This window comes from Pseudomonas sp. Bout1, assembly GCF_034314165.1.
Classification (GTDB): Bacteria; Pseudomonadota; Gammaproteobacteria; order Pseudomonadales; family Pseudomonadaceae; genus Aquipseudomonas.
Map to the genome: position 1 here is coordinate 1,198,838 of NZ_JAVIWK010000001.1, position 22,742 is coordinate 1,221,579.

Annotated in this window: 19 protein-coding genes; 11 read left to right on the forward strand and 8 right to left on the reverse strand. The window is 57.4% G+C overall.

From position 1 onward, the window contains the following. Window positions 1-248 precede the first annotated feature (248 nt). The 3 genes from RGV33_RS05410 to RGV33_RS05420 are packed head-to-tail and all read right to left on the reverse strand — an operon-like array spanning window position 249 to window position 3,354. Window positions 249-1,070, reverse strand: a complete 822-nt coding sequence (locus RGV33_RS05410) for a peptidoglycan DD-metalloendopeptidase family protein (RefSeq protein ID WP_322143391.1) — start codon at window positions 1,068-1,070, stop codon at window positions 249-251. A 3-nt stretch (window positions 1,071-1,073) separates the two neighbouring features. Then, a complete protein-coding gene (gene xseA, locus RGV33_RS05415; RefSeq protein ID WP_322143392.1) occupies window positions 1,074-2,453 on the reverse strand; it encodes an exodeoxyribonuclease VII large subunit in 1,380 nt (459 codons plus the stop codon). A gap of 10 nt (window positions 2,454-2,463) precedes the next feature. After that, window positions 2,464-3,354, reverse strand: a complete 891-nt coding sequence (locus RGV33_RS05420) for a LysR family transcriptional regulator (protein WP_322143393.1) — start codon at window positions 3,352-3,354, stop codon at window positions 2,464-2,466. 99 nt (window positions 3,355-3,453) lie between these two features. Between RGV33_RS05420 and RGV33_RS05425 the strand changes: the two genes are divergently transcribed. The 4 genes from RGV33_RS05425 to guaA all read left to right on the forward strand — a co-directional run bounded on the left by RGV33_RS05425 (window position 3,454) and on the right by guaA (window position 8,179). Continuing rightward, window positions 3,454-4,221, forward strand: a complete 768-nt coding sequence (locus RGV33_RS05425) for a sulfite exporter TauE/SafE family protein (protein WP_322143394.1) — start codon at window positions 3,454-3,456, stop codon at window positions 4,219-4,221. A gap of 162 nt (window positions 4,222-4,383) precedes the next feature. After that, the gene (locus RGV33_RS05430; RefSeq protein WP_003209647.1) at window positions 4,384-4,932 is read left to right on the forward strand and encodes a hypothetical protein; all 549 of its coding nucleotides are present in this window, start codon (window positions 4,384-4,386) and stop codon (window positions 4,930-4,932) included. A 104-nt stretch (window positions 4,933-5,036) separates the two neighbouring features. Further along, a complete protein-coding gene (gene guaB, locus RGV33_RS05435; RefSeq protein ID WP_322143395.1) occupies window positions 5,037-6,506 on the forward strand; it encodes an IMP dehydrogenase in 1,470 nt (489 codons plus the stop codon). 95 nt (window positions 6,507-6,601) lie between these two features. After that, window positions 6,602-8,179, forward strand: a complete 1,578-nt coding sequence (gene guaA, locus RGV33_RS05440; protein ID WP_322143396.1) for a glutamine-hydrolyzing GMP synthase — start codon at window positions 6,602-6,604, stop codon at window positions 8,177-8,179. A 341-nt stretch (window positions 8,180-8,520) separates the two neighbouring features. Here the strand turns inward: guaA and RGV33_RS05445 are convergent, their stop codons facing one another. The 4 genes from RGV33_RS05445 to RGV33_RS05460 all read right to left on the reverse strand — a co-directional run bounded on the left by RGV33_RS05445 (window position 8,521) and on the right by RGV33_RS05460 (window position 12,581). Next, window positions 8,521-9,336: a Bpu10I family restriction endonuclease gene (locus RGV33_RS05445; RefSeq protein WP_322143397.1), complete on the reverse strand. Its 816-nt coding sequence runs from the start codon at window positions 9,334-9,336 to the stop codon at window positions 8,521-8,523. Window positions 9,337-9,390: 54 nt separating this feature from the next. Next, the gene (locus tag RGV33_RS05450; protein WP_322143398.1) at window positions 9,391-10,578 is read right to left on the reverse strand and encodes a DNA cytosine methyltransferase; all 1,188 of its coding nucleotides are present in this window, start codon (window positions 10,576-10,578) and stop codon (window positions 9,391-9,393) included. A gap of 111 nt (window positions 10,579-10,689) precedes the next feature. Continuing rightward, window positions 10,690-11,250 (reverse strand): hypothetical protein, encoded by a 561-nt coding sequence (locus RGV33_RS05455; RefSeq protein ID WP_322143399.1) that lies wholly within the window; start codon window positions 11,248-11,250, stop codon window positions 10,690-10,692. Between the two features lie 956 nt (window positions 11,251-12,206). Continuing rightward, a complete protein-coding gene (locus RGV33_RS05460; RefSeq protein WP_322143400.1) occupies window positions 12,207-12,581 on the reverse strand; it encodes a hypothetical protein in 375 nt (124 codons plus the stop codon). Between the two features lie 174 nt (window positions 12,582-12,755). On the opposite strand from RGV33_RS05460, the gene RGV33_RS05465 reads away from it, so the two are divergent. The 3 genes from RGV33_RS05465 (at window position 12,756) to RGV33_RS05475 (ending at window position 14,452) form a co-directional block, all read left to right on the forward strand. Next, window positions 12,756-12,863, forward strand: a complete 108-nt coding sequence (locus RGV33_RS05465; RefSeq protein WP_416152107.1) for a hypothetical protein — start codon at window positions 12,756-12,758, stop codon at window positions 12,861-12,863. Between the two features lie 115 nt (window positions 12,864-12,978). Continuing rightward, window positions 12,979-13,224, forward strand: a complete 246-nt coding sequence (locus RGV33_RS05470; protein WP_322143401.1) for a helix-turn-helix transcriptional regulator — start codon at window positions 12,979-12,981, stop codon at window positions 13,222-13,224. Beyond that, window positions 13,217-14,452 carry a type II toxin-antitoxin system HipA family toxin gene (locus RGV33_RS05475; protein ID WP_322143402.1) on the forward strand — a complete coding sequence of 412 codons (1,236 nt, stop codon included), beginning with the start codon at window positions 13,217-13,219 and terminating at the stop codon, window positions 14,450-14,452. Before RGV33_RS05470 ends, RGV33_RS05475 begins: the two co-directional genes overlap by 8 nt. Window positions 14,453-14,507: 55 nt before the next feature. On the opposite strand, the gene treR is transcribed toward RGV33_RS05475, so the two are convergent. Continuing rightward, window positions 14,508-15,212 carry a trehalose operon repressor gene (treR, locus tag RGV33_RS05480; protein WP_322143403.1) on the reverse strand — a complete coding sequence of 235 codons (705 nt, stop codon included), beginning with the start codon at window positions 15,210-15,212 and terminating at the stop codon, window positions 14,508-14,510. Between the two features lie 237 nt (window positions 15,213-15,449). On the opposite strand from treR, the gene treP reads away from it, so the two are divergent. The 4 genes from treP (at window position 15,450) to ptsP (ending at window position 22,742) form a co-directional block, all read left to right on the forward strand. Then, window positions 15,450-16,892, forward strand: coding sequence for a PTS system trehalose-specific EIIBC component (gene treP / locus RGV33_RS05485; RefSeq protein ID WP_322143404.1), 1,443 nt, complete (start codon window positions 15,450-15,452; stop codon window positions 16,890-16,892). Window positions 16,893-17,008: 116 nt separating this feature from the next. Then, a complete protein-coding gene (treC, locus tag RGV33_RS05490; protein WP_322143405.1) occupies window positions 17,009-18,655 on the forward strand; it encodes an alpha,alpha-phosphotrehalase in 1,647 nt (548 codons plus the stop codon). Window positions 18,656-18,860: 205 nt separating this feature from the next. Further along, window positions 18,861-20,081, forward strand: a complete 1,221-nt coding sequence (locus RGV33_RS05495) for a carbohydrate porin (RefSeq protein WP_322143406.1) — start codon at window positions 18,861-18,863, stop codon at window positions 20,079-20,081. 129 nt (window positions 20,082-20,210) lie between these two features. Then, window positions 20,211-22,742, forward strand: coding sequence for a phosphoenolpyruvate--protein phosphotransferase (ptsP, locus tag RGV33_RS05500; RefSeq protein ID WP_322143407.1), 2,532 nt, complete (start codon window positions 20,211-20,213; stop codon window positions 22,740-22,742).

Consider the following 22,742-nt stretch of genomic DNA (forward strand, 5'->3'; position numbering starts at 1 on the left):
ACGAGGCAGATCGATTCAGCCTGGCAGTCGTGCGCTGACTAGGCACAGGCTGCGGTGCTGGCGGAGCTGAATGAGGGTGTGAGAGGTTTTCATAGGTCCAACCCTAACCGCCGGGGTGAAAGATGGCAAGCAGTCGGAAAAAATTGGGAGAAGTTCTGCTATTGGCGTATGAAACGAGATTTTATAGTTAATAAATGAACGCAGGGTTGTTTTATTTGCGCACCCGCTGCCGGGTGCGCAATTGAGCGTCAAGGCTGAAACGCCCCGATAAAGATCGCCGGATCAACCCGTGCGTCGTTCAGGCTGATGTTCCAATGCATATGCGGCCCGGTCGCCCGGCCGGTAGATCCGACCTTGCCCACCACCGCGCCGCGAGCCAGTTGCTGGCCCACGCTCACGTCAATCTTCGACATATGGCAGAACATGCTGATAAAGCCCTGGCCATGGTCTACAAACACGGTGTTGCCATTGAAGAAGTAGTTGCCGGTGAGAATCACCTTGCCTGCCGCCGGGGTCTTGATTGGCGTACCGGCGCCTACGGCAAAGTCCAGGCCCGAATGCGGATTACGCTCCTCGCCATTGAAGAAACGTCGCACGCCGAACTTGCTCGACAGTGGCCCGTTGACCGGTTTGTCCAGCAGCAGGTTGCTCGGCGTGTTCGGGCTGAAACTGCGGTACGCCTTGAGCTGGACCGCCAGCTCGCCTTCGATGCGCTTGAGTTGCGCCGGGTCTGGATTCACCTGGCTTTTGTTCTTCAGGGTGATGTGCTGCTCGGGGTACTTCTTGAATCCCACGATAAACGGCAGGTTCTGGCTGCCGCTGGTGATTCGCTGGGTGCCGGGTTTGACCGTCAGTGGAATGCCCACAATCGCCAGCCAGTTGTTCTGCTCCTTCACCACCAGCACTGGCCGGTTCAGGTAAGTGGCTTTGGGCGCTGTCGCCGAAGTGCCGAGGTCGACCACCGCGACGCCACCCGGCACCGGCTTGTTCAGCAGCCGGGTGATGTAGCTGTCAGCGTGGGCATTGAAGGTCAGGCACAGCAGCATCAACACACTTAAAAAACGAGGCATCAATCAATCCAGTAACGAGAGGGTGACGGGCGTCAGGTGGTTGTCTTCCACCCGCACCTGCAATTGGCCTTCACCGAGGCGCGCGGTCAGGCGCTGGCCGGTGTGGGTTTGCGCGGCATTGCGAATTGCCTGGCCGCGTTCGTCGAGCAAGATGCTGTAGCCACGGCCGAGCGTGGCGAGTGGGCTGACCACTTGCAGCGTCTGCACCTGGCTTTGCAGTTGCAGGCGGCGTGCCTTGAGGCCTTCACGCATGGCACGAGGCAGGCGTTCGGCGAGGCCGTCCAGGCGCTGGCGCAGCAGGGCCAATTGGCGGCCGGGGTGTTGGCCGGCGAGACGGGTTTCGAGGCGGATCAAGCGTTCGCGTCGAGTATTCAGGCTTCGCTCGAAGGCCCGGCGCAGGCGCATGTCCAGGTCATCGAGGCGCTGGGCCTGTTGGCGCAGGCGTTCGCCGGGGTGACGCAGGCGACGGGCCATGCCTTCCAGGCGCAGGCGGTCGTGGGTCAGGCGGTTGCGCATCAGCATCAGCAGGCGGCGGTGCAGATTTTCTACCTGGCGAGTCAGGTGGCTGGAATCCGGCGCTAACAGTTCGGCAGCGGCAGAAGGCGTTGGAGCGCGCACGTCGGCGACAAAGTCACTGATGGATACATCGGTTTCGTGGCCGACGGCGCTGACGATTGGCGTCACGCAGGCGTCCACCGCTCGCGCTACGGCTTCTTCGTTGAAACACCAGAGGTCTTCCAGCGAGCCGCCGCCACGGGCCAGGATCAGCGCGTCAAAACCGCGTGCGTCGGCCAGCTTCAGCGCGCGGACGATTTGCGCTACGGCTTCACGGCCTTGTACGGCCGTCGGGATCAACGTCAGCTCTACGTTGGGCGCGCGGCGGCGGAATACGCTGATGATGTCGCGGATTACCGCGCCGGTGGGCGAGCTGATAATTCCGATACGCCGCGGGTGGGCGGGCAGCGGCACCTTGCGCTCGGCGCTGAACAGGCCTTCGGCGCTGAGTTTTTCCTTCAGCGCATCGAAGGCCAGGCGCAGCGCGCCGTCACCGGCCGGTTCCACCGTGTCGAGTATCAGTTGATAGTCGCCACGGCCTTCAAACAGCGAGACCTTGCCCCGCACCTTCACCGCCAGGCCGTCTTTCAACGCCTGGCGCACCCGTGCGGCGTTCTGCCGGAACAGCGCGCAACGCACCTGGGCGCCGCTGTCTTTCAGGGTGAAATACACGTGGCCGGAGGCAGGGCGGGCGAGGTTGGAGATCTCGCCTTCGACCCAGATATTGGTGAACACGTCTTCCAGCAACACCCGCGCGCGGCCGTTGAGTTGGCTGACAGTCAGGACTTCGCGGTCCAGGCCCAGACGGGCAAAGGGATCTTTAATCATGGGCGGCAGTTTATAGGCATTCGTGCAGGGTTTGACAGAACTGCTCCACCAGCGCGCTCGGCGTTTGCTGGCAGGCGAGGGCGACGGTGCTTTGGCAATCGGGATCGGCCAGGGGCAAAAAATGAATGTTGGCTGGTGCAATGTCCTGCATCGACTCCGGCAGCAGGGCAATCCCGAATCCGGCCTGGATCAGCTGCAATTGTGTGCTCTTGCGTGACATGACCCGGGCGGCCTTGGGGAAAAATCCGGCACGCATGCACAACTCGGCTGACAGGTAACTCAGCCCTCCGCGTTGCGGGTGAGGGATCGAGATAAACGCTTCGTTCTTCAGTTGCGCCAAATCGATACCGGATGTGTGCCCGGCCAATGGGTGATTCGGTGGCACGGCCAGCAACAATCGTTCGCTATATAAAGGCACGATGCACACGCCTTCGCGCTGGCGCAATACCGGCAAGCGCAACAGCCCGACCTCCAGGCGCCCGTCGGCGATTTCTTCCAGCTGTGCTTCGGAGGACAGTTTGGCGATGTCCATCGACACGCCCGGGCACCCTTCCAGCCAGGCCCCGATGCCACGCAGCAAACGGCCGCCCATTGGCACCGTGCTCGAATGGCTCATCCGTAACGTGCCGAGTTGGCCATTGCCTACTTGCGTCGCCATCTCACTGGCCTTGAGCAACTCGCCCAGCAGGTTGCGTGCCCGTGGGTAAAACGCCTCGCCCGCAGCCGTCAGCCGTGGCTGGCGTGCGGTGCGCTCAAACAGCGGAGTTTGCAGCAGGTTCTCCAGCGCCTTGATCTGCCGGCTTAGGGCCGATTGCGCGACAAACAGCCGCTCGGCCGCCGCGCTGAAGCTGCCGCTCTCGGCGATTTCGACGAAGTAACGCAACTGCCGGGTAGAAATCACAAGTCATGCCTTTTTGAGATGAGTGGCGGGCTTGGAAGATATTAGTCGCAACGCTCGTCAATGGCTAAAGTGATGGCTATCTCCAATAAGGAATACCTCATGAGCCCGGTCGAACTGTTAAGTCATTGGTCGTTCAGCGGTGTTGACTGGCTGGTGATTGGCGTGGCGATTGCGCTGGCCTATATCGTGTTCGGCATCGCCGGCTTTGGTACTGCTCTGGTGGCGGGACCGATCCTGATTCTGTTCATGCCGCTGTCCAAGCTCATCCCTTTGCTGGTGCTGCTGGATTTTGTCGCCGCTTTCGGCAACCTCCTGCAATCACGCCGGGACGTAGTGAAACCGGAATTGCTGAGGTTGCTGCCGTGCATGGCGATTGGTTGCACCCTTGGGGTGATCTTCCTGCTCAACCTGCACTCCAATTTATTGCTGCTACTGATGGGCCTGTTTATCAGCGCCTACGCGCTATACAGCCTGGCGATAAAGGCCAAACCCACGCAGATGGCGACCGGTTGGGCAATTCCCATGGGGGTTATCGGCGGGCTGTTTGGGGCGTTGTTCGGCAGTGGCGGCTTTTTATATGCGATCTACCTCAACAGCCGCTTGCCCAAGGACGGCGCGCGGGCGACCCAGAGCGCGTTGATCAGTTGCAGCACGGTGGTGCGCCTGAGCCTGTTTTTGATCGCGGGCGTGTACGCCGAGCTACCCTTATTAATGTTGGCGGTGTGCCTGTTGCCGGCCATGGCGCTCGGGCTGTGGGCGGGGCGGCGGCTAACCCTGCGCATGTCCCGCGAGGCGTTCGTGCGGTTGGTGACCTGGCTGGTGCTGGCCAGCGGCATTGCCTTGATTGCCCGTTACTTGAGTACTTGACCTGTGGGTGTCAGGGATTAAGCTGCCGGGCTTTAGGGCCTTATTGCGGGCAAGCCCGGCTCCCACAGTTGATCTGCATTGCCTGGATGAATGCAGTCCCTTGTGGGAGCCGGGCTTGCCCGCGATGAGGCCAGAAGCCACACCGCAGGACACCCAGGCACCATGAATTCCCAAAGCATCCTTGTCCCTAAAATCTCCACCTTGCCCGTCCACGAACCCCGCGCCCGGGCGATCGTGCGCTGGCTGGTGCGCAAGAACATCGTCAAGGAAGAGCTCACCACCTGCGGGCGCACCGGCAACCGCATGGGCTACGCCCTGGCCGACGGTGCCCGCGCCGTAGTGCTGCACCCCGACGCGCTGCCGTTCAACGAGCCGATCAACGGCCTGGAGATCATCTACAAGCGCTGCATCTACACCCCGGCCAAGGGCTTTCTCGAAGAAGCCGGCTGCCCGGAATGCCTCAAGGAAGTCGGCGAAGCACTGTTCGAAAGCCTGGAAGACTGGATGCCCGGCCACACCGACAACTTCACCTGCCCGTTGTGTGGGCATGAAGATGACATCAACGGCTTCCTGTTCCTGCAGGAATGCGGCTTCTCCAACCTCGGATTCATCTTCAACAACTGGGCGGAGGCGGGGTTCAAGCAGAGCTTTATCGACGAATTTGCCGACTGGCTGGACCAGAAGATGAGTTGGGTCAAAGTCGAACTTTAATCCATCTATCAGTATTACCAAGTTTGTCAGAGTTTTACATTGAACCCGAGGGGGTGTCTGACTATAATGGCGCGCTTCCATTTTCCCGCTCGGGAGCCCCCGCGATGCTGCGTATCAGCCAAGAAGCTCTGACATTCGACGACATTCTCCTAGTGCCCGGTTATTCCGAGGTGCTTCCTAACGAAGTCAGTCTCAAGACCCGCCTAACCCGTGGCATCGAGCTGAATATTCCTCTGGTTTCCGCTGCCATGGACACCGTCACCGAAGCCCGTTTGGCAATTGCCATGGCTCAGGAAGGCGGCATCGGCATCATCCACAAGAACATGACCATCGAGCAGCAAGCTGCCGAAGTGCGCAAGGTCAAGCGTTACGAAGCCGGTGTGGTCAAGGACCCGATCACCATCGAGGCCGATGCCACCGTTCGTGACCTGTTCGACCTGACCCGCCTGCACAACATCTCCGGCGTCCCGGTACTGCACGATGGCGACCTGGTCGGCATCGTCACTTCCCGTGACGTGCGTTTCGAGAACCGTCTTGAAGTCACCGTCCGCGAAGTGATGACGCCTAAAGAGCGCCTGGTCACTGTCATGGAAGGCGCCGACAAGGACGACGCTCGCGAGCTGTTGCACAAGCACCGCATCGAACGCGTACTGATCGTCGACGACAAATTCGCCCTCAAAGGCATGATGACCGTCAACGACATCGAAAAAGCCAAGGCTTACCCGCTGGCCAGTAAGGACGACCAAGGTCGCCTGCGCGTTGGCGCTGCGGTCGGCACCGGCAAGGATACCGGCGAGCGCGTCTCGGCCCTGGTAGCGGCCGGCGTTGACGTAGTGGTGGTCGACACCGCCCACGGTCACTCCAAAGGCGTGATCGACCGCGTGCGTTGGGTCAAAGAGAATTTCCCTGACGTGCAAGTGATCGGCGGCAACATCGCCACCGGCGCTGCCGCCAAGGCACTGGTTGCTGCGGGCGCAGACGCGGTCAAGGTCGGTATCGGCCCTGGCTCGATCTGCACCACCCGTATCGTTGCCGGTGTAGGCGTGCCGCAAATCAGCGCCATCGCCAACGTCGCCGCGGCCCTTGAAGGCACGGGCGTACCGTTGATCGCCGACGGCGGCATCCGTTTCTCCGGTGACCTGTCCAAGGCCATCGTTGCCGGTGCTTCCTGCGTGATGATGGGCTCGATGTTCGCAGGTACCGAAGAAGCGCCAGGCGAGATCGAACTGTTCCAGGGTCGTTCGTACAAGGCTTACCGTGGCATGGGTTCCCTGGGCGCCATGTCCCAGGCTCAAGGTTCTTCCGACCGTTACTTCCAGGACTCCTCCGCGGGCGCCGAGAAGCTGGTACCGGAAGGCATTGAAGGGCGTGTTCCGTACAAGGGCACCCTGAGCGCCATCATTCATCAATTGATGGGCGGCCTGCGTTCCTCGATGGGCTACACCGGCAGCGCCGACATCGAAGAAATGCGCACCAAGCCTGAGTTCGTGCGGATCACCGGTGCCGGCATGGCCGAGTCCCACGTCCACGACGTACAGATCACCAAGGAAGCGCCAAACTACCGCGTAGGTTGATGCTTCCAGCAAAACGTTAAGTAACCGGGGCTGTTCTTCAGCCCCGAGTTGTTTCTGATTCTCTTTATTCGAATTGCATAGACGAGACTGACTCCATGGCCCTCGACATTCACGCCCACCGCATCCTGATCCTCGACTTCGGTTCCCAGTACACCCAGCTGATCGCCCGCCGCGTGCGTGAAATCGGCGTGTACTGCGAACTGCATCCGTTCGACATGGACGACGAAGCGATTCGCGAATTCGCTCCAAAAGGCGTCATTCTCGCCGGCGGCCCCGAGTCCGTGCACGAAGCCAACAGCCCGCGTTGCCCACAGGCCGTATTTGACCTGGGCGTGCCGGTCTTCGGTATCTGCTACGGCATGCAGACCATGGCCGAGCAACTGGGCGGCAAGGTTGAAGGTTCCGAGCTGCGTGAGTTCGGTTACGCCCGTGTCGACGTAGTCGGCAAGAGCCGCCTGCTGGACGGCATCGAAGACCACATCGACGCCGACGGCCTGTTCGGCCTCGACGTGTGGATGAGCCACGGTGACAAGGTCACCAAGATGCCGCAAGACTTCCACATCCTGGCCAGCACCCCGAGCTGCCCGATCGCCGGTATGTTCAACGACGAGCGCGGCTACTACGGCGTGCAGTTCCACCCGGAAGTGACCCACACCAAGCAAGGCGGCCGCATCCTGTCGCGCTTCATCCTCGAGATCTGCGGCTGTGAAGCACTGTGGACCCCGTCGAAGATCGCTGAAGACGCCATCGCCAACATCCGTGCCCAAGTCGGCACCGATAACGTCCTGCTGGGCCTGTCCGGCGGCGTTGACTCCTCGGTGGTCGCAGCACTGCTGCACAAGGCCATCGGCGACCAACTGACCTGCGTCTTCGTCGACAACGGCCTGCTGCGCCTGCACGAAGGTGAGCAAGTGATGGCCATGTTCGCCGAGAACATGGGCGTCAAGGTGATTCGCGCCAACGCTGAGGAACAGTTCCTCAACAACCTGGCTGGCGAGTCCGACCCGGAGAAGAAGCGCAAAATCATCGGTCGCACCTTCATCGACGTATTCGATGCCCAGTCCAACAGCCTGGACAACATCAAGTACCTCGCCCAGGGCACCATCTACCCGGACGTGATCGAGTCGGCTGGCGCCAAGAGCGGCAAGGCCCACGTGATCAAGTCCCACCACAACGTAGGTGGCCTGCCTGAGGAAATGAACCTCAAGCTGGTAGAACCGCTGCGCGAACTGTTCAAGGACGAAGTCCGCCGTCTGGGCCTGGAACTCGGCCTGCCGTACGACATGGTCTACCGTCACCCATTCCCGGGCCCGGGCCTGGGCGTGCGGATCCTTGGTGAAGTGAAGAAGGAATACGCCGACCTGCTGCGTCGCGCCGACCACATCTTCATCGAAGAGCTGCGCAAGGCCGACTGGTACCACAAGGTCAGCCAGGCCTTCGTGGTGTTCCAGCCGGTGAAATCGGTTGGCGTGGTCGGCGATGGCCGTCGTTACGCGTGGGTCGTGGCCCTGCGTGCGGTGGAAACCATCGACTTCATGACCGCCCGCTGGGCACACCTGCCGTACGAACTGCTGGAAACTGTCAGCGGGCGTATCATCAATGAAATCGAAGGCATCTCGCGCGTGACGTATGACGTCTCGAGCAAGCCGCCGGCGACCATTGAGTGGGAATGATGGGAGGTCCGGCATTGTCCGGCACCCACTAGCAAGAAATGCCCTGGAGCCCGCGTAATTGCGGGCTTTTGGCTTTTTAGGTCTGGCATATTCTGGCAGCTTTGTGCATCGCCAAGCACCGTGTTTGTATGGCATGGTACGGGGCGTTGACTTAGCCAAATGCCATGTTCGGTCCTCGATACCAGTTATTTTCCATTAAAACCTCATACTCTAATGCATACCTCCGGTCGCGCTGATAAGCGGATAGCGACGCTGTTCGACGTGATCGCGCTCTGCTATTACTGGCACGCGGAACACCGACATGTGCAGCGGGTCGCGCGCTTACCTGCGCAGAGTTTGTATTACATTAGATAGCCACGGTCCATTCCATGAGCAATACCTCCTTCCCAATCAGACGTTAAAAATGTTCTTACTGAATTAAATAAGTGTTCTATGACGTCAGGGTATATTGGGTTCTTCTGGTACCCGTCATTGTATCTAAATTCGCGATCAGTATTTTTCTGCTTGCGCAGAATATAAATCTGGTCAATTTTATATTTTTTCAAATTCACATTTTCTGTTAGCTTCAGCCATTCGGCTACAACTATATACATAGCATTTGGATTTTTTTGTTTTAGCTGCTCTGCCGCAGTAGAAACATCTTGAAGCATGGTTTTATCTAAGTACGTTTTACATTCAATAGCTACTGCCGGAATATCCCATTTATGTTCTTCAATCAAATTCGATCCAGCGCATTGTAAATTCGCACTTACGCGGGCGCCGATCGCAAAGTCATGGTCTTTTATTTCAATTAATGCATGGGGTCTTTTAACCATGTCTAGGTAAGAAGGCGCTCTAAAAAAAAGATCTTTAAAAGAGTGAGATTTCCCAATTAAAGCAGAGTCTGAAATCGCTTCAACCATGTCCTTGAAAAGGTAGTACATAAATTCCTCCAAAACTGAGGAATGCAAATTAGATCTAGAGTCGAATTTTTCCGCAAATCTGCGGTCATCCAAAAACTCTTTATAATCATTCAGTAATGCGACTCTTTTTTTAATTATTTCAGCGTCATTTTCTGTAACGCCAGGAAGAGGTCCTTTGAGTTCATGGTTTTCCGTCTTCCAGAGCTCGTAGCGATCTCTGATTTCCCTAATATAGGTGATAGATAAGTCATCCATGTACTTGGTTTTGTGGCTTTCTTTGGTGCTTAAATTTAATCCATGTATGTACATTTAATCACCATTAAGCTGCTTGATTATGTTAATTGCTATAGCTCTAGCCATGAGCGGAGGAACTGCGTTGCCAATCTGATTATATTGACCTAGGTGCTTTTCCTCTAATCGCCCTTCTCTATGCAAAAGCTTTTGACTAACGACAGTCGGCTTGCCTTTAAATACATACCAGTCAGGGAAAGACTGAATTCGCGCACCTTCACGAGCAGTAAAATTTCTATTTTTGAAAGGATGCACAAAATTAGCATAAAAAGACGCTGGCACAGTATGGCACTGCCTATCAGGGTGCATTCTTCGATTGTTTTGATCATAGACCTTGTCTGAAAATTCAGTACTGTTTCTTTTTAATGGTCTCAAATGTGCTGGTACATTAGATATAGAATCTCCACAGCTCATCGATGAAAATCGTTCAACGATTCTTGAAGAATGGTTCATTGCTTTATGGTTATAAAGCTTATCAGAGCCTTCTCGCAGAAATCTTTGATATTCGTTCTGTATCCCATATGTATAGCTGGAAATTTCAGCGCCTTCTCTTGCTTCAATATCGGGCATGTCCGAAATAGCATCCCATAATGTTGGACATTTTTTAAGATGGCTGTCAAAAAGAGAGGTGTCTGCATTTGTGGTGTGTGTTGCATCTGGAAATGGATTTTTAAGTATCATTTTAGACGCAACAACAACTAATCGTTTTCTTATCTGAGGTACGCCGTAATCCGTAGCCTCAAGTATTTTATAGTTTACGTGATAACCAATGCGCTCCAGCTCTTTTTTTATAATATCAATTACTAATTCGTTACTGTCGGTGCGAGCCTTGATTATATTTGGTACGTTTTCCATAATCATGATTTTAGGGTTTAATAGACTGCCGACTCTGATGAACTCTTCAAAAAGTGAGTTCCTAGGGTCTTTTGAGTCGCCACTATTTTTATTGCATATAGAAAATCCTTGGCATGGTGGCCCACCCAGTATTATATCCGGGCTAAACTCGCTGAATGCTTCAATTATTTCTTCGTCAGATAGTAAAGAAATGTCGGATTTGATAACCCTGGCTTCAGGGTGATTAAATTTAAAAGTTTCACACGCCCAGCTATCCGTTTCTATTGCTCCAATCACCTTTGCGCCAGCTAACTCAAAACCAAGACTGAAACCACCAGCGCCTGCAAATGTATCTAACACTGAATATTGCATTTTCTTACCCAATACTTTTAAAGGTTTTATGAGAGTCGCTAAAAAATTAACTTAGAAACTAATTTATCCTGCGCAGACAGATATCTTAGTCATTGGAAATCCCCTATTTGTCTAGCCTAATGGGGGTCTGGACTCTTTAGAAACTTCCCTACGGTATTCAGTTATGAATTTCACTCTGTCGCCTTTGAAAAATAGCGCAGGATTTACCCAGAATGTGGAGGGCGTGCGTGGGGCCAGAAACTGTTTGGCAAGAAGTTCCTTAAGGCCTCTCTGGAAAGTCTTTTCGCTCATGTCTACTGACCTGCCTGACAGGCCATCATTGAACCACGCTAGCTCGATGCTTTCGGCAAATCCCTGACACATAGGTGCTCGTTCGTACTCCTGTAAGACCAGTTGAAAGACCCGCGATGCCGTGCGTCCAAGGTCGAATGCCGCGGCGACGCCATCGGCAAAAACTTTCACGAAAGATGCGTCGTCACGTTCATCTACGATGTAGATCGCCGCAGCCGTCTGGCGAGTTTCTCCTGGGCGCGTACTCACAATTTCTTCTGACGTGCCCGTTTTCACGTATCGCCTCTTAACTGTCACCTCTGTGGGTTCAAGCAGAGGATTAGCCAAGGGGCTGTATTCGAGCTTGCGGAGATTGATCGTTACAGACATATCAGAAGCCATTTTTGTCCTTTGGTAAGACACACACTAATCACTTAAAAGACAAAAATCAACAAATTAATGTCTTACAATGTCCTGGGTTTGTCCCGTGCTCATTGATAAAATTGCATCGTGGTCAGAATGCCGTAGGGATAGAATCTGACTGTTTCCCCTGAAGGTGAGGAATGGCAGATGTGTCACGGGCTGGAGGTAGGAGTAACGGAGTGCCATCATTACATCCACGTTATCACTTGAGAAGCCAAGAAGTGGAGTGATTGGGCGTCTGTCACTGACCATCACGTTCGGTCGCTATGGGGTGGGCGGTTATCACGCTGGCCAAGGCCTCTACGTCTATGATGTCGGCCTTGATGTGTTCGTAGAAATCAATTGTTCGGACGAGGCATTACTGACCGAGGCTGTTTCGACGTTCAGTGCCGTCACGTCGCTCACTCGCTCGACGTCATAGATGGAAAATTCCTGTACACGCCAAAAGAGAATCCGTCCGCAGAGCTTCTGGTCAGGGTCGGGGAGACGGTCGCCGCGCTCTTCGAAAGCGTTGGCTACAAAAGGAAGGCTTTGGAGCGCAGTCAGTGGCAGCTCAAATCTAAACCATAGGCTGGGAAAAAGGTTTCAATGGTGGGCGTGGTTACCACGGCCCGAAAGTGTAGTGGCGTTGGTCTGGCTGGGCTGCTAACCGACCTCGGGTTGGGAGTAGGAACTAATTTGGTATTTTTTATGGTTCTTTTATATTTATTATTTATAAGTTGCTGTAATAGTTAGTTTTTATTTTGTAATTTATAATGGAGTGGGAACAACAGGGCACCCGGCACTGACTAGAGTGCAGCGCTAGATTCGCAGTAGCGCAGGAAGGGTTTTGGCCAATGCCAGTCAGTTATGCTGACTGGCATTTTTGTTTTTGGGTAGAACGCTCCGAAGCCAGAGTTTTCGTCTCCAATGAACGGCTAAGGCTAGCGTAGGTATTAGAGAAACTGTGATCGAATTAAATCCGTATCGAACGGTGTTATCCCCTGATCAGGCGCAAACACCGCCATTGCCTGTTGCGGTGTGGCTACTCGTTCCCCCCGTGCTCGAACATGCAAATCGAACAGGGTCTCCAAATCCGGCCTTGGTGAATGTACCAAGGCTCTCAGCATCAACGATACGCCACTGAGGTTGTTCTGGACGTTGTTCCAGCGCGCAGATGAAGTCAGCCCCAGATCAGCCCAAATCATGCGTCGTTCTTGCAAGTCCATCACGAAGGGCAGACAGATCCCTGTGTCGGATGCGATATCGATACGGTCGAATACAGAGCGCGGCTCGAATACTTCACCCGACGCTGCGTCGGAGCGAGCCATCCAGCCTGCGAAGCATTCTGGAAGATCGCAGTACGGCTGTTCGGTGAATGAGTTGATAGACGTGACGACATAGCGGTTAAGCGACCATACAAGTGGCGGTACGATTAGCCAAGTGTGCCTTACAGGTCGGTGAGTTCCCATAAAATCAGTCAGGCGTTTGTGGAGTTCCAGTCGGTGAAATCGGTTGGCGGGCTGGGTGATTGCCGTCGCTACACGTGGGGCATGGCCCTGCTTGCGGTGGAAACCATAGACTTCACGTTTTTCCGGGATGCGAATGTTTAAGCGAGAGTCGCACTTGGTCATTTAGACGGATAAAGGACTATTCAACACGATTTGCATCGTATACGGTTCATGTATGTGATTTTATCCATTTATGCATTGTATAGGATGCAAATAAGTGCGCGACTTAGGAATACTCATCAAGAATCTCCGCAAAGCCGCTGGCCTTTCACAAAGCCAGCTCGCGCAGCGCCACGGCATGAGTCGCGCAACCATTTCGGGGATTGAGAACAACACCGTACCTGAAGTAGGGATTCGCAAGGTCGCAGCCATCCTTGAAGGCTTGGGATATGAACTGACCGCCATCCCCATGCGTCGGCGCAAGACCCTCGATGAACTGAAATCAGGAAACGTCCATGACTAGTCAAAGTGACCGGCTGTATATCGGCGCTGGCGGCGTGCTTACCGGAACGCTCGGGCGACGTGAAGAAAATCGGCGAGATTCGGTCTTCTCATATAGCGAGGGAGTAGCCGACGAGAACGCCGTTTCCTTGACCATGCCGGTGCGCCTGGAAAGCTACAACTGGGAGTATGGAATCCACCCGATGTTCGAGATGAACATCCCCGAGGGGCATCTCAAGGACGAGCTTGTGCGACGTTTCAGCAAGTCAATGCGCGGCTTTGACGACTTCGCGTTGCTGGGCGTCGTGGGGCCTCACCAACTGGGTCGCATCAGTGTTGCAAATGAAGCCGGCGGCGGCTCGTTGCCTCAGGTCAAGCTTGCGGAGCTGTTGGTCTATGACGGGGCGCAAGATCTGTTCAATGACCTTCTGAACACCTACGCAGCCTACTCGGGAGTATCGGGCGTTCAACCGAAGGTGCTGGTGCGCGACGTTGACGACAGGGCCTGCGACATTGAACGTCTCACCCATCGGGGCGCCACGCACCTGGTGAAGGCGTTCAACGAGTCAGAGTTTCCGCAACTGGCAGCCAATGAGTTTTTCTGCATGCGGGCCGCACTCCATTGTGGTCTTGAAGTACCTGAATTCCAGCTCAGCCAGCAGGGGACGCTCCTGGTGGTGAAGCGGTTCGACATCGGTGAAAGCGCCTACCTCGGATTTGAGGACATGTGCGTTCTATCGGGTTGGGGAGCCGCTAAGAAGTACGACGGCAGTTATCAGGGATGCGCGAAGCTGATCCGGTATTTTGTTACGCCAAGCCGCATAACCAGGACGCTGGAAGACTTCTTCGTGATGGTGGCGCTCTCTGCCGGCATCCAGAATGGTGACGGGCACCTGAAGAACTTCGGCCTGCTTTATGAAAACTGTGCGGAAGATGCTGACGTGTGGCTCGCCCCGGCTTACGACCTGGTGACCACCACCGTGTACAACGGCAACGACATCATGGGGCTGTTGCTCGGTGGCTCGAAAGCCTGGCCAAAGCGCAAGATGCTGGTTCAGTTCGGGCGTAGCTCATGCGGTTTGACAGAGGCTCGCTGCAACGAATTGCTAGCCAGAGTGCACCGGGGCATGAATCGCGCGATGGAGGAGCTTTCCGAGTATCGAAGCACCCACCCAGCGTTCGAAGTGGTGGGGGAAAAGATGGCCGCTGCATGGGCCGCCGGACTGGCCAGGAGTATTGTGCCGGAGTGATTTTCCCAACTGACTTCGCCGGGCTTTCAGAGGACTCGCCAAGTCGTCTCTTTGTTTACCGCCGCGCAATATCCGAAAAATAAAACTTATCCAGCGTATGCCGCGACTCGGTGTACTCGAACTGCCGTCCATCCTGCAAAAACGTTTGGTTGCTCACCACAATCACATGGCTTTGCCCATCCAGATCCAGATGCAGCTGATCATCCTTGCCCCGGGGCAGCGCTTCGATGGTGCGTTGGGCATAGCTGATTTGCAGCTGTAGCGTCTGTTCGATAAACGCGTAGATCGACTGCTCGGCAATCTCCCGGTCCAGCCCCGGAATCAGGTCGGCGACGAAGTGGTTGATGTCGAGGATCACCCGTTTGCCGGCAATACGCCGTACCCGTTTGACGCGGGTGATCAGGCTGCCGGCTTCGGCCTCGATGTGTTGCAGTAGCGCACCTTCCAGCGGGAACTGGCTGAACTCCACCACTTCGGTGCTGACGTCATCGCCCAGGTCTGCATGGGTCTCGCGAAAGCTGACGATCCCGCCCAACTGGAACTCGATCGGGTTGGGCGACAGCACGAAGGTGCCCTTGCCGTGGATCTTTTGCGCAAACCCGCGCTCCTGCAATTGCTCAATCGCCCGGCGCACCGTGCCACGGCTGGCCTGGTAGGCGTCCATCAGTTCGGTTTCGGAGGGCAGGCGCGTGCCGCGTTGCAGGCGTTCGGTGGTGATGTTGGCAAGCAGATCGGTATAGATCTGGTTGTATTTGCTCATGGGGGAGGGCTCTGTGCCACGTGGGTGTTCAAGGCAGGAACCTTAGTGGCAGCGATAGGGTTTGTCCATGCAACCCATTGTAGAACTCGGAAATTTCTGACTAAAAAAACAGAAAATAAATCATTTTCAAACTCGTACAGACGAGTTATTGCTTTAACTCGTACAGACGAGTACTTTTGGCCTCGGCGTGCTGCCTATGACCGCCCCCAATAAAAAAAACCAAAGTGGATACCAAGCATGAGCCACGACTATCCGAACATTGCCCGCGAGATTCTCAAGAACCTCGGTGGCAGCGACAACCTTGAGCAAGCGGCCCACTGCGTGACCCGCCTGCGCCTAGCCCTCAAGGACCCGAGCCTGGCCAACAGCGGCGCGTTGAACCAGGTTGACCTGGTCAAGGGTTCGTTCTTTACCGGCGGCCTGTTCCAGATCGTGATCGGCCCCGGCGAAGTGGAAAAGGTCTACGCCGCCCTGCGTGAGCAAACGGGTCTCGCCGCGTCGACCATCGCTGATGTGAAACAGAAAAGCGCCGACAAAATAAACCCCATGCAGCGCCTGGTGCGGGTGTTTTCCGACGTGTTCATGCCGATTTTGCCGGCACTGATCATTGCCGGCTTGCTCATGGGGGTGAACAACCTGATGGGCGCCAAGGGCATGTTTATCGCGGACAAGACCCTGCTCGACGCCTACCCGAACCTGGATGGCCTGTGGAGCCTGATCAACCTGATGGCCAACACCTCGTTCGTGTTCCTGCCGGCGCTGGTGGGCTGGTCGGCCGCCAAGCGCTTTGGTGGCAGTGAAATCCTCGGCATCGTCCTCGGCCTGATGCTGGTGCACCCCGATTTGCTCAACGCCTGGAACTACGGCAAGGCAGTCGCCGGCCTCGATGGCCAGAGCCTGCCGTACTTCGATATTTTCGGCTGGTTCAAGATCGAGAAGGTCGGTTACCAGGGGCAGATCCTGCCGATCCTGCTGGCCGCTTACGTAATGAGCGTGATTGAAAAATGGCTGCGGGCGCGGGTGCCGAACGCGATTCAATTGCTGGTGGTGCCGATCACCACCATTGTCGTCACCGGTGTGCTGGCGCTGGCGATCATCGGCCCGGTGACCCGCCACCTCGGCATTCTGATCACCGAAGGCGTGGTCACTCTGTTTGACCTGGCGCCGATGGTTGGCGGGGCAATTTTCGGCCTGCTGTACGCACCGCTGGTGATCACCGGCATGCACCACATGTTTCTTGCGGTGGACCTGCAACTGATCTCCACCCAGGGCGGCACCTTTATCTGGCCGATGATCGTCATGTCCAACCTGGCCCAAGGCAGCGCGGCGCTCGGGGTGTTCTACATGAGCCGCAATGCACGGGACAAAAGCATGGCGTCTACTTCGGCGATTTCCGCCTACTTCGGCATCACCGAGCCTGCGATGTTCGGGGTCAACCTGCGCTTCAAGTTTCCGTTCTACGCCGCCCTGACCGGCTCGGCGCTGGGCAGCATTTTCCTCTCGCTGAACAAGGTCCAGGCCTCGGCCATCGGCGTCGGTGGCTTGCCCGGCTTTATCTCGATCATCCCGCAGTACATCCCAAGCTTTGTCATCGGCATGGTCGTCGCGATTGTCGTGCCGTTTGTTTTGACCTGTGCACTGAGCATGAAGATTGTCCGGCCTGGATACAGGGTCGCCTGATCTGGCGCTATCGCAGGCAAGCCAGCTCCTACCTTTGACTGCGCTCCCCTGTAGGAGCCGGCTTGCCGGCGATAAGGCCCTCAAGGCCAGCACACAACTTATTGAAGGAACCCACCATGCAAAACTGGCAACACTCGGTGATCTACCAGATCTACCCCAAAAGCTTCCACAGCCACGCGGGTAACGCCACCGGTGACCTGCTGGGCATCGTGGACAAGCTCGATTACCTGAAATGGCTGGGCGTCGACTGCCTGTGGATCACCCCGTTCCTGCGTTCGCCCCAGCGCGACAATGGCTACGACATCAGCGACTACTACGCCATCGACCCCAGCTACGGGACCATGGCCGATTGCGACCTGCTGATCAGCGAAGCCGCCAAGCGCGGGATCACGCTGATGCTCGACATCGTGGTCAACCACACCTCCATCGAACACGAATGGTTCCAGCAGGCGCGCAGCAGTCTCGACAACCCGTATCGCGACTTCTATATCTGGCGCGACCAGCCGAACAACTGGGAATCCAAGTTCGGCGGTTCAGCCTGGGAGTACGAGGCGCAGACCGGCCAGTACTTCCTGCACCTGTTCGACCACACCCAGGCCGACCTGAATTGGGACAACCCCAAGGTGCGCGCCGAAGTGTTCAAGCTGATGTGCTTCTGGCGTGACAAGGGCGTGGGCGGTTTCCGCCTGGACGTGATCAATCTGATCTCCAAACCGGCGGATTTCCCGGAAGACCACAGCGACGGTCGGCGCTTCTACACCGACGGCCCGAACGTGCACCAATACCTGCAGCAAATGCACCGCGAAGTATTCGAGGGGCACGACCTGATCAACGTCGGCGAGATGTCGTCCACCAGCCTTGAGCACTGCATTCGATATTCAAACCCAGCGTCCAAAGAACTGTCGATGACCTTCAACTTTCACCACCTGAAAGTCGATTATCCGAACCTGCAAAAGTGGGTCGCGGCCGACTTCGACTTCCTGCAACTCAAGCAGATTTTGTCGGATTGGCAACTGGGCATGCAGGCCGGTGGCGGCTGGAATGCGCTGTTCTGGTGTAACCACGACCAGCCACGGGTGGTCTCGCGTTTTGGGGATGACGGCGAGCACCGCGTGGTCTCGGCGAAGATGCTCGCCACCGCATTGCACTTCCTCCAGGGCACGCCGTTTGTGTACCAGGGCGAAGAGCTGGGCATGACCAATCCGGGCTTCGACACGATCGACCAGTACCGTGATGTGGAGACCCTGAACATCTATCGGCTCAAGCGCGAGGCCGGTGAGTCAGAGGCGTCGAGCATGGCAGCGATCATGCAAAAATCCCGCGACAACGGCCGCACGCCGATGCAATGGAATGCCGAAAAAAACGCCGGTTTCAGCAGCGGCAAACCGTGGATCGGCCTCCCGGCCAACGCCTCTCAAATCAACGTGCAAAGCCAGCTGGATGACCCGCACTCAGTGCTGCATCACTACCGTGCGCTGATCGAACTGCGTCGGCACGAGCCGCTGATTCAGGAAGGCGTTTACCGCCAACTGCTGGCGCAGCACACCCAGGTCTGGGCGTACCTGCGCGAAGGGCACGGCGAGCGTCTGCTGGTGCTGAACAACTTCTATGGCACGCCGTGCCAGATCGAATTGCCCGATGGCCTGCTGACCGAGGCGCGCGAGCAACGCCTGCTGATCAGCAACTACAACGACTGCCCACAGCGTTCGAGCCAGGTCTCGCTGCGCCCGTATGAGTCGTTTGTGCTGCACCTCAAGGACTGAGACGCCAAATCCAGGCCGTAGCAACTGTCGAGCACCAGCGAGGCTGCGTCGGGCGCGACTGGTGTCTGCGCCTGGCGTGATTGCGGCGGTGCGGCCAACGCAGCCTCGCTGGTGCTCGACAGCTGCTACGGGATGTGGCGCGTTAAACCCTGCGTGGGAGCGCAGGGCGCTTTAAAAAAACATAATAAAAATAGTGGAGTGCTTCATGAAAACAACAATAAAGCTGGGCCTCGTTGCATCTTGCCTGACCTTGCCGATGGCAGCGCAGGCGCTGGAATTTGCCGGCTATTTGCGCAGCGGCGCGGGGACTTCAACCGGCAGTGGCAAGCAGCAGTGCTTCCAGTTGCCGGGGGCACAATCCAAGTATCGCCTGGGCAACGAATGCGAGCAGTACGCCGAACTCGAACTTCGCCAGGACCTGCTGACCCTCGATGACGGCTCGGTGTTCAGCGTCGACGCCATGGCCTCGTTGTACAACAAGTACGACCGGGCGCTGAAGTTCCAGGGTGAAGACAACGGCTCGGCCCGCATGCCGCAGATGTATGCGCAGTGGTCGAACATCCCCAGCCTCAACGGCGGTTCGCTGTGGGCCGGCCGGCGTTACTACAAACGTAACGACATCCACATCTCCGACTTCTACTACTGGAACCAGAGCGCCACGGGCGGTGGGATCGAGGACGTGAAAATCGGCGACCTGAAATACAGCTACGCGCTGTCCCGCAAGGACAACCTGTACCAGAAGGAATACGCCACCCGTCACGATTTCAACGTTGGTGGCTTCAAGACCAACACCGATGGCGAGCTGGAACTAGGCCTGAGCTACATCGAAAAAGCCGGCGGCCGTGACACCAACAGCGGCTGGGCGATTACCGCCCAGCACGTGCAAAAACCCTTCCTCGGTGGGCGCAACAAGTTCGCCTTGCAGTACGGCGAAGGCCCCGGCACCGGCCTTGGCTACACCGGCGACACGTTCCTTGATAAAAACAGCAAGAGCTACCGCGCGGTGGAGTTTTTTGACTGGCAGGTGACCCCGCGATTTGGCGGGCAGATCGAGGCCGTGTACCAGAAAGACATTCGCCCCGGCAGCCAGGACCAGACCTGGATGTCGGTGGGCGTACGCCCGGCCTATGCCATCTCCGAGCAATTCAAGCTGGTCACCGAACTTGGCCATGATCAGGTCGAAGCCACGGGTGGCACGCGCAAGCTGAACAAATTTACCTTCGCCCCGACCTGGTCGCCCAAAGGCCCGGATTTTTGGGCGCGGCCTGAGGTGCGGTTGTATTACACCTACGCGACCTGGAACGAAGCGGCCAAGCGGGCGGCCAATGAACTGGCGGCAGGTTCGGCGTTGTCCGACACCGGCAGCTACGGCACGGCGTTGCATGGTTCCAACGTTGGTGTGCAAGTCGAATATTGGTGGAAATAACACAATCCCTGTAGGAGCCCGGCTTGCCGGCGATGGCGTCCTTGAAATCATCGCACTATCGACCGACCTCATCGCCGGCAAGCCGGCTCCTACAGGTGTTTTTTACAGAACAAAACAGCAGGTGAAGTCATGACCACAACCCAACCCCTGGAATTGCTGGCGCCGTTGTCCGGGGTGCTACTTGCCCTGGACCAGGTGCCTGACCCGGTGTTCTCCAGCCGCCTGATCGGCGATGGCCTGTGCATCGATCCGACCTCGCAGACCCTGTGCGCGCCGCTGGCCGGGGTAATCAGCAATATCCAGGACAGTGGTCATGCGGTGAGTGTCACCGACGACAACGGCGTGCAGGTGCTGATGCACATCGGCCTGGATACCGTGAATCTCGCGGGCAAGGGTTTCACCCGATTGGTCGAGGCAGGCCAGCGGGTGGAAGCCGGGCAACCGCTGATTGAATTCGATGCCGACTACGTGGCGCTCAACGCCCGTAGTCTGCTGACCCTGATGCTCGTAGTCAGTGGCGAGCCCTTCAAGCTGCTGACCCCTGAGCAGGGGCTGGTGGGCGTGGGGCAACCGCTGCTGCGGGTAACGCGGCAAACCACTGCCGATGAGGTGAAAGAGGAGGAGGGCCAGGCCCTGTTCTCCAAACCGCTGACGCTGCCCAACGCCAACGGCCTGCACGCGCGCCCGGCGGCCGTGCTCGCCCAGGCGGCCAAAGGTTTCACATCGAGCATTTACCTGCACAGGCAAACCGAGAGCGCCAACGCCAAGTCGCTGGTGCGGATCATGGCGTTGCAGACGGTGCAGGGCGACACCCTGCAAATCAGCGCGGCAGGTGACGATGCCGAAGCGGCGATCCAGGCATTGGTGACCTTGCTGCTGGATGGCTGCGGGGAAGCGGTGTCGGCTCATCAGCCAGCCGCCGAGCCTGTGGCGCCCGACTCAACGGCGACCTTGTTGCGTGGTGTTTGCGCGTCGCCAGGTTCGGCGTTTGGTCAGGTGGTGCAGGTTACAGAACCGGCACTGACCTTCGCCGAAACCGGCAACGGTGAGGCGCTGGAACGTGCCGTCCTGATGCGCGCCCTGAGTGACGCGAACCTGGCCCTGCAAGCCCTGCAGGAAAAAGTCGTCGGCAGCGCCCAGGCCGAGATTTTCCGTGCTCACCAGGAACTGCTCGACGACCCGGCCTTGCTGGAGCAAACCCGCGACCTGCTGGACCAGGGCAAAAGCGCAGCCTTCGCCTGGAGCAGCGCTACCGAGTCCACCGCCACGCTCTTTCAGGGCTTGGGCAACGCCTTGCTGGCCGAGCGTGCTGCGGACCTGGCCGACGTTGGCCAGCGGGTGCTGAGGCTGATTCTCGGGATTGAGGACAGCGCCTGGAATTTGCCGGAGCAGGCGATTTTGATTGCTGAACAGCTGACGCCTTCGCAAACCGCCAGCCTCGACACCCGCAAGGTATTGGGCTTCGTCACCGTTGGCGGCGGCGCCACCAGCCACGTCGCAATCCTTGCCCGCGCCCTTGGTTTGCCGGCAATTTGCGGTGTGCCAGCGCAGGTGCTGGAACTGGTCAACGGCAAGCAAGTGCTGCTGGATGCCGACAAGGGCGAGCTGCACCTGAACCCCAACTTGGCCGAGATCGAACAACTGCAAGCCACCCGCCAACAACAAGTGCTGCGCCGTCAGCGGGAAGTGGGGCAAGCCTCGTTGCCGGCTACCACCCGCGACGGTCATCACGTCGAAGTGACGGCCAACGTCGCGTCGTTGCAGGAGGTGGAGCAGGCGCTGTCCCTGGGGGGCGAAGGCGTGGGTTTGCTGCGCTCCGAATTCCTCTACCTGGACCGCAATCGCGCGCCGAGTCCCGAAGAGCAGGCGGGCACCTACAGCGCGATCGCCCGCGCGTTGGGACCCGACCGCAACCTGGTGGTGCGTACGCTCGACGTCGGGGGAGACAAGCCGTTGGCCTACGTGCCGATGGACAGCGAGACCAACCCGTTCCTCGGCCTGCGCGGGATTCGCCTGTGCCTGGAGCGTCCGGAACTGCTGCGCGAACAATTTCGCGCGATCCTCGCCAGTGCCGGTTTCGCCCGTTTGCACATCATGTTGCCGATGGTCAGCCTGCTCTCGGAACTGCGCCTGGCGCGGCAGATGCTTGAAGAGGAAGCGCTGGCCCTGGGGCTGACGCAAGTGCCGAAACTGGGAATCATGATCGAAGTTCCGTCGGCTGCGCTGATGGCGGACCTGTTTGCGCCGCATGTGGATTTCTTCTCGATCGGCACCAACGACCTGACCCAATACACCCTGGCCATGGACCGCGACCATCCGCGTCTTGCCAGCCAGGCCGACAGCTTTCACCCAGCGGTGTTGCGCCTGATCGCCACCACCGTCAAGGCCGCGCATGCCCATGGCAAGTGGGTGGGCGTGTGCGGCGCGCTGGCGTCTGAAGCGCTGGCGGTGCCGGTGTTGATTGGGCTGGACGTGGATGAGTTGTCGGTCAGCGTGCCGTTGATTCCGACCATCAAGGCCACCGTGCGCGAGCTGGACCTGGCGAGCTGCCAATCCATCGCCCGCCAGGTATTGGGCCTGGAAGAAGCGTCACAGGTGCGTGAGGCGTTGCGCGAGTATCACGCGGCTACCGTTGAAACCTCATTGGTTGTGGAGAACTGA

Excerpts from the sequence above, each read along its gene's own strand:
- RGV33_RS05410 (WP_322143391.1), bottom strand. The coding sequence starts at position 1,070 with ATGCCTCGTTTTTTAAGTGTGTTGATGCTGCTGTGCCTGACCTTCAAT.
- RGV33_RS05450 (WP_322143398.1), bottom strand. The coding sequence starts at position 10,578 with ATGCAATATTCAGTGTTAGATACATTTGCAGGCGCTGGTGGTTTCAGT.
- RGV33_RS05460 (WP_322143400.1), bottom strand. The coding sequence starts at position 12,581 with ATGGCTCGCTCCGACGCAGCGTCGGGTGAAGTATTCGAGCCGCGCTCT.
- guaA (WP_322143396.1), top strand. The coding sequence starts at position 6,602 with ATGGCCCTCGACATTCACGCCCACCGCATCCTGATCCTCGACTTCGGT.
- RGV33_RS05430 (WP_003209647.1), top strand. The coding sequence starts at position 4,384 with ATGAATTCCCAAAGCATCCTTGTCCCTAAAATCTCCACCTTGCCCGTC.
- RGV33_RS05425 (WP_322143394.1), top strand. The coding sequence starts at position 3,454 with ATGAGCCCGGTCGAACTGTTAAGTCATTGGTCGTTCAGCGGTGTTGAC.
- RGV33_RS05475 (WP_322143402.1), top strand. The coding sequence starts at position 13,217 with ATGACTAGTCAAAGTGACCGGCTGTATATCGGCGCTGGCGGCGTGCTT.
- RGV33_RS05495 (WP_322143406.1), top strand. The coding sequence starts at position 18,861 with ATGAAAACAACAATAAAGCTGGGCCTCGTTGCATCTTGCCTGACCTTG.
- RGV33_RS05445 (WP_322143397.1), bottom strand. The coding sequence starts at position 9,336 with ATGGATGACTTATCTATCACCTATATTAGGGAAATCAGAGATCGCTAC.
- treC (WP_322143405.1), top strand. The coding sequence starts at position 17,009 with ATGCAAAACTGGCAACACTCGGTGATCTACCAGATCTACCCCAAAAGC.
- xseA (WP_322143392.1), bottom strand. The coding sequence starts at position 2,453 with ATGATTAAAGATCCCTTTGCCCGTCTGGGCCTGGACCGCGAAGTCCTG.
- RGV33_RS05455 (WP_322143399.1), bottom strand. The coding sequence starts at position 11,250 with ATGGCTTCTGATATGTCTGTAACGATCAATCTCCGCAAGCTCGAATAC.
- guaB (WP_322143395.1), top strand. The coding sequence starts at position 5,037 with ATGCTGCGTATCAGCCAAGAAGCTCTGACATTCGACGACATTCTCCTA.
- treR (WP_322143403.1), bottom strand. The coding sequence starts at position 15,212 with ATGAGCAAATACAACCAGATCTATACCGATCTGCTTGCCAACATCACC.
- ptsP (WP_322143407.1), top strand. The coding sequence starts at position 20,211 with ATGACCACAACCCAACCCCTGGAATTGCTGGCGCCGTTGTCCGGGGTG.
- treP (WP_322143404.1), top strand. The coding sequence starts at position 15,450 with ATGAGCCACGACTATCCGAACATTGCCCGCGAGATTCTCAAGAACCTC.